This is a genomic window from Paenibacillus sp. BAC0078, assembly GCF_054483875.1.
In genome coordinates this window covers 361715-367863 of the sequence record NZ_JBTLRW010000006.1, presented here as the reverse complement: position 1 = coordinate 367863, position 6149 = coordinate 361715, and the positions used below count along the sequence as shown (strand labels likewise).

Genomic DNA, 6149 nt, shown 5'->3' with positions numbered 1-6149 from the left:
CCTGAACATCTCAATTTTATCGGAATGGTCTTGTTGGTCAAACCCTTGATCCCTCCACCCGCATAGCGGGTGGTTTTTTGTTTCGCGCGTTTCACGCACTCAACTGGCTAAAGCCTAAACTGAAAGGAGCACCGCACTGATGTGCGGCGCTCCCTTTTTTTGGCTATAGCCCACTTTTTACAGAAAAGCCTGCCATTATGGGCATTCCCCAAGAGGACGCCGACTGCTGCCTTTCATATGTACATGTTGCCTCTTGCGCACATTCTCGGGGAATGCACTGCTATTACTTAGGCGTGTCTTGGCAATTGAGTCATTTCGGTCAGGCATTCAGCACAAATATAACGGTCTTTATATTCGCTTACGCCCTCCATTGATCCACAAAAGACACATTTCGGACGGTAACGCTCCAGAATGATGTGATCGCCCTGCACCAGAATTTCCACAGGATCGCCTTCATTCATTTGGTACCTTTTACGCAGGGACTTAGGCAGAACAATTCTACCCAGCTGATCTACTTTTCTAACTACGCCAGCAGGTTTCATATCTAACTTACACTCTCCTGTTCAACAAAAATTAGTATCTACTACTTATTTCGGCACTAATCTACTATTTCGTTACCAAAATGTCGAATCCTGCTGAAAAAATCAAAAATTCGTGATTTCTTTTAGAAAAGTTGTGGGAAATCCATCTGACGCAGCGCTTCATAGACAATAATCGCCGCTGAGTTGGATAAATTAAGCGATCTAACCGCCTCGCTCATCGGCATGCGCATGGTCGTTTCTTTGCCCGCTTCGAGAATCTCCGCAGACAAGCCCTTGGTCTCTTTGCCAAATACAAAGAAATCCCCATCCCGGAACGCAAAATCAGTATAACGTTTCTCTGCCTTGGTTGTTGCATAGAAAAAGCGGCCTTCGGCATACTTCTCCAGCACTTCCCCGAAGGAGTCATGATATTCAATATGAACGGCATGCCAATAATCAAGGCCCGCCCGCTTCAGTGTGGCATCGTCCGTACGGAAGCCGAGTGGACGCACCAGATGCAGATGAGTGCCTGTAGCCGCGCAGGTACGGGCGATATTGCCAGTGTTAGCCGGAATCTCCGGTTCCACCAGCACAATGTGTAGTGCCATAATAAGTTAACTTCCTCTCTATAGGCTTGAGCTGCGTACAAAGCAGAAAACCTTCCGCCAACAGGCGGAAGGTCTAGAAATTTGCATTCATTAACCTTGAGTTTGCCGGAAATGCTTCATGAAATCAGACAGTGCCTTTACACTCTCGTAAGGAACGGCATTGTAGATGGAAGCTCTCAAGCCTCCTACGCTGCGGTGACCCTTCAGTCCAACAAAACCTTCCTGCTCGGCTGCTTTGACGAATTTCTTCTCCAGCTCTTCCGATTCCATACGGAACGTAACATTCATAATCGAGCGGCTGCCAGTTTCCGCAACCCCGCGGTAGAATCCGTCGCTGCCATCAATGTGATCATACAGAAGCCCGGCTTTATCACGGTTCTTGACTTCAATGCCAGCCAGTCCGCCCTGCTCCTCAATCCATTTTAACACTTCATTGACCATATATACAGAGAAGGATGGCGGAGTATTATACAGAGAGTTGTTCTTGTAATGTGTGTCATACCGCAAAATGGTCGGAATCGTCGAAGGCGACTTTGCCAGCAGCTCTTCCTTAGCGATCACCACAGTTACACCGGAAGGACCGAGATTCTTCTGGGCGCCGGCATAGATCAGTCCGAACTGATTCACGTCAAAGCTGCGGCTCAGAATATCACTGGACATGTCGGCAATCAGTGGAATCGAACCGGAATCCGGATACTCCGCATATTGGGTGCCTTCAATGGTCTCATTCGAAGTAACGTGCAGATAAGCTGCATTGTCCGCAGGCTTAATGCTGCTCAGCTCAGGAATCGCCAGGAACTTCTTGTCCTCTGATGATGCGGCAACATGCGCGCCTCCCAGAAGCTTGGCCTCCTTGAGGGCTTTGTCTGCCCAGCTTCCTGTCATTACATAGCTGCCCACTTGGCCTTCCGAGATGAAGTTCATCGGGATCATGGCGAACTGGGTGCTTGCCCCGCCTTGAACGAACAGAACCTTGTAGCCTTCAGGATTGCCGAGGAGCTTAAGCAGACGTTCCTGAGCTTCATTATGCACGGATTCGTATACCGCCCCGCGATGCGACATTTCCATAATAGACATTCCATTTTCCCGGAAATCAACAAACTCCGCTTGTGCACGCTCTAGTACTGTAAGCGGCAATGCCGCCGGACCAGCGTTAAAATTGTATGCTCTCTTGCTCAACTTGCTCCCCACCCTTTCTCTCCTACGAATATGGATATGGCTTATGATAGCAATAATCTTACTCACCAGCAAGTATAATTATTCACATAGGAGGTAAGATCAGGGCTCATGAAGAGGTGAAAAATTGATAGATCCGGCACCAGCACTCGCTTTGACGCGGTAAAAGGCTGATGTTCACAAAAACTTCAGGAGAAATTACATGCCGCTCTCCCCATAAAGCCATCCGGGCTACCTGGAAATCCCCGCTTTCGCGCACTCCCGTTCCACTCGGCTTATGAAGCAGTTCCCAATTGAACCCGGCTTCCGCCTGCTCCCAGCCACCCAGCATGCAATAAAATGGCCGATCCGGTTCTTCCCTCCAGCCTAGTCTATCTCCCGATACCTGCAATAAGTTAGTAGTGTAATCCGATTCTGCTGCTTCTATTGCAAGAATGCCCGGGACCCGAAGTTCATAATCTTTGCCTGTCTTATTACCGTCAATTCCGATGAAGTTGTGAATGTACTCCTCGGTTTGGAAAGGCCTCGTTCCTGTATTTTCCAGCTCATAGGCAATCTTTAATTGATCTTTGAACAAGGAAAGAGTTTTGCTCAAACGCATGCCATAACCGCCGCACTCCATGGTCTGGACGGTATATGTGACTGCATGAGTGTCCCCTTCTACTTGGGTAGTGAATGGCTGCACCTTGTAATCATGTGCAAAGCTGTACGGGTCGCGGTTCTGCTTCTGCAGGAGTCCTACACCGGGCTTCGGAAACCATCCGCCTACCGGTGCATCATCATATCCAATTGCCCGGGAAATGCCGAACTCGTTGCATAGGCCAATCCCCCCGCTGCCCTCTCCCGGAACAAGGCTTTCCGGCACGCAAAATGTATGTTCTCCCTGTTCTAGTGTTACCTGTGTAATAAACCCCGTCCAATCGAACCGGGAGCCGTTATACGCTCCAACATCGGCAATGTCGACGGTCAGAATACCATTTGACAGCTTGTAGCCCATAAAAGACGCGTCCTTTCTTTATCTTCTAAAAAGCGCCTGCACCGGCCATATGCAGCGGTGCAGGCGCTCAGATTAGATCTTCCCGGGGTTATGCCAACGTCACTTCAATCAAATGGCATTCCCCTGTAACCAGTGACTCCAGTTCTTGCCGTGGGATAATAATACCCCCTGAGACGCGCTGAAGCGTCACCTCGCTGCCGTTCAGGGCGGCGGAGTGTATTTGGTACTTACCATAATCGGAGCTTCCTGTGGACTTATAGACCACTTCCAGCTCACGTTCTGCAAAGATCGTCTTAATCGAGGCTTTCCCCTCTTGATCAAACTGCTCCCGGACCAGCTTCGGTTCCAGCAGCAGATCCCCAAGGCGGCCCTTCACCCCAAACACCTCATTAACCATAGTCAACAGCAGCCAGCTTGCCGAGCCTGTTAGATAAGTATATAGCCCTCTGCCCTGCTCGTTGATGTACTCGGGAATTCCGGGGTAGATGCGGCTGGTTGCAAAGTCGGCGCTGAGCGTATACAACGATTCCAGTACTTTGCGCCCTTCGTTTACATAACCGCGTTTGTAGAGCGCATTTCCATACATAACGGTCATGTGACTGAACATCGCCCCATTTTCTTTGTGGCCAAAAGCGAAGCCGAAAGCGCGGCCCAGATTCTGCTGAATGCCGCCGAACCGGGAGTTCAGCCTGTAGCCGATTTTGTCATCCAGCAGATTGCGTTCCACCGCAGCAATGATGTGCGGAATCTGCTCCGGCGCTGCGGCATGGCCCAAAATCGGGAATACCTGGCCCGTTAGCGTCATGCGGGTGCCTTCGGCAAATTCTCCCTCTACCCGCTCCCCGTCGTTGTTGTAGTAACCGTTAAACCATCCGTCGCCGTGTTCGCTTTGCACCCACTCATTGCGGCGAAGATGGTTGAATATCCACTCGGCCTTTTGCGCCAGATCCGCTGCCACCCGCTCCGTATCCAGAGCCACACGAATTCCGCTTACCCTGTTAGGCGCAGCGGCATAGAAGCTGTTCAGCCGCTCCAGCTTCCCTGCTGGAGAACCGTAATCCACACGCTCGCCAAGTGAATCCAGCAGCAGCAGCATTTCCTCCGCCAGCTCCACTGTCACTTGATCCTTACGCTCCTTAAGAGTGCGCAGCATGCGGGAGATGTCCAGCAGATTGCTGGCGTAGAAAGCTGTGAAAGCTACACTTTCGCCCCGCTCTGCCGCCATGTCCAGCCCGTCATTCCAGTCGGCGCCTTCCAGCAAAATGTTGTTATGTTCGCCGACATTGAAGAACGGCACCAAATTTTGCAGCAGGATATGTTCCAGTATGGTGCCTTTATAGACCTCCCCGGCAGCGGTTCTAAGATAATTGCCAGAAGACTCATCCCAGGAAGTGTCGCGTTCCCGGCAGCGGCTCATAAAGGTGTCGCGGAAATAGCTCTGCTCCTGCAGCAGGAAATCCAGATCGCCGCTCTGGTCCAGATACAATTGGGTTGTCAGAAACGGCCAGGCACCGTGGTCCATCCATACACGCGGGATATTGTTGCGGTCGGCAATGAACTCACCCGGCTGCTGGCCGATAATGGTCGCATTGCTGCCGTCAATTCTCACGCCGGCGTAATTGTTCAGAAGCAGCCCCCGCACTTCCGCCGGTTCCATAATAAGCAGTGCCAGACAATCCTGCCACAAATCCCGCCAGCCGCGTCCGCCTCTGCCATAGTCATGATACGGCAGGAAGGAGTTGCCGTAGAGTCTTCTAAGCACAGGCTGCAGGGTCACCCATTTCATCCATTGATCCGCCTGCGGATCACCGGTATGAAATTGCACTGTGTTCACTTTATCGGACCAAAATGCTTTATTCTCCTCCAGACAGCGGTCAAACGCCGCTGCTGATCCGTATTTCTCCATCAGTGCAGACACGTCTATTCTGTCATCCCCGATAGCCATCACCACGACATAAGCATGGCTGTCTCCGGGCTGCAGGGAAACAGGCGCAAACCGGATTCCGCCCAGCGCCTCATACCCCTCGCTCTGCACGCCTCCGCCTGCTTGGACAGCGGGAGCAGCATTCAGCACGACAGCTTCAGGCCAGTCCAGGCTTCCTCCTTCTCCGATAAACTCCTCCTGTACCGGGAAAAAGCCCATCGGCCTACTACCGTCACCCTCCGCCCCGAATACACCATAAGAGGTGTGGTTCACGCGGTGGCCGCGCTCATCAAATGACAAAGCCGGCTGAACCTCTACACCATACGCTGACGTATAGGTCCGGTTCAGCAGAGAGGTGACATGCCGGTGATCCCGCACATCGTCTGCCGACCGGGCATAAAGCGGAACTGCGGCTGTCGGCGTTAGGACAAGCGTCTCATCTCCCGTATTTGTAAGAACAACCTTCATTAGCTCTGCCTTGTCATTGCTACATGGCACGAAACTGATAATTTCGGCTGTGATCCCCATCTCCGTGTTGCTGCGGGTTACCCGGTGCCAGAGAAATCCTGCCTCCAGAACCGCTTCGTCAGCATGCCCGGTATAGACAGCCGCATTTTGCCTGGCTGAATTTCCGGAGGCCGACCACGCACCCTTTCCCTCGGCGTATACCCAGAAATTGCGGGAGGCGCGGGAATTATGCAAATCCTCCACCGATAACGGAGGGGTCAAAAACGTATTATGGCCGGAAGCCGCCTGTCCATGAAGCTTCGGGGTCACCGATGACATCATGCCGGCTTCATTCACCAGCGGAAAATATAAAAAGCTGCTGTGATCCGGCTGTTGCAGCCTGAACTCCCCATCCTTGCCGGTGAAGTTCCATCCGTTGATTTGATTACGATTCACTGTATTCATCCTCTCATTTT

Annotated in this window: 5 protein-coding genes; all 5 read right to left on the bottom strand. The window is 51.8% G+C overall.

Annotation, left to right across the window (positions count from 1 at the left end):
- Positions 1 to 287: 287 nt before the first annotated feature.
- Positions 288 to 542, bottom strand: coding sequence for an AbrB/MazE/SpoVT family DNA-binding domain-containing protein (locus tag ACX1DY_RS14515; protein ID WP_019912259.1), 255 nt, complete (start codon positions 540 to 542; stop codon positions 288 to 290).
- A 122-nt stretch (positions 543 to 664) separates the two neighbouring features.
- Positions 665 to 1129 carry a tRNA (uridine(34)/cytosine(34)/5-carboxymethylaminomethyluridine(34)-2'-O)-methyltransferase TrmL gene (trmL, locus tag ACX1DY_RS14510; protein ID WP_458964894.1) on the bottom strand — a complete coding sequence of 155 codons (465 nt, stop codon included), beginning with the start codon at positions 1127 to 1129 and terminating at the stop codon, positions 665 to 667.
- A 90-nt stretch (positions 1130 to 1219) separates the two neighbouring features.
- On the bottom strand, positions 1220 to 2308 hold the full coding sequence (serC, locus tag ACX1DY_RS14505; RefSeq protein WP_458964893.1) for a 3-phosphoserine/phosphohydroxythreonine transaminase: 1089 nt from the start codon (positions 2306 to 2308) through the stop codon (positions 1220 to 1222).
- Between the two features lie 106 nt (positions 2309 to 2414).
- A complete protein-coding gene (locus ACX1DY_RS14500) occupies positions 2415 to 3302 on the bottom strand; it encodes a hypothetical protein (RefSeq protein WP_458964892.1) in 888 nt (295 codons plus the stop codon).
- An 88-nt stretch (positions 3303 to 3390) separates the two neighbouring features.
- Positions 3391 to 6138: a GH36-type glycosyl hydrolase domain-containing protein gene (locus ACX1DY_RS14495; protein ID WP_458964891.1), complete on the bottom strand. Its 2748-nt coding sequence runs from the start codon at positions 6136 to 6138 to the stop codon at positions 3391 to 3393.
- Positions 6139 to 6149 lie beyond the last annotated feature (11 nt).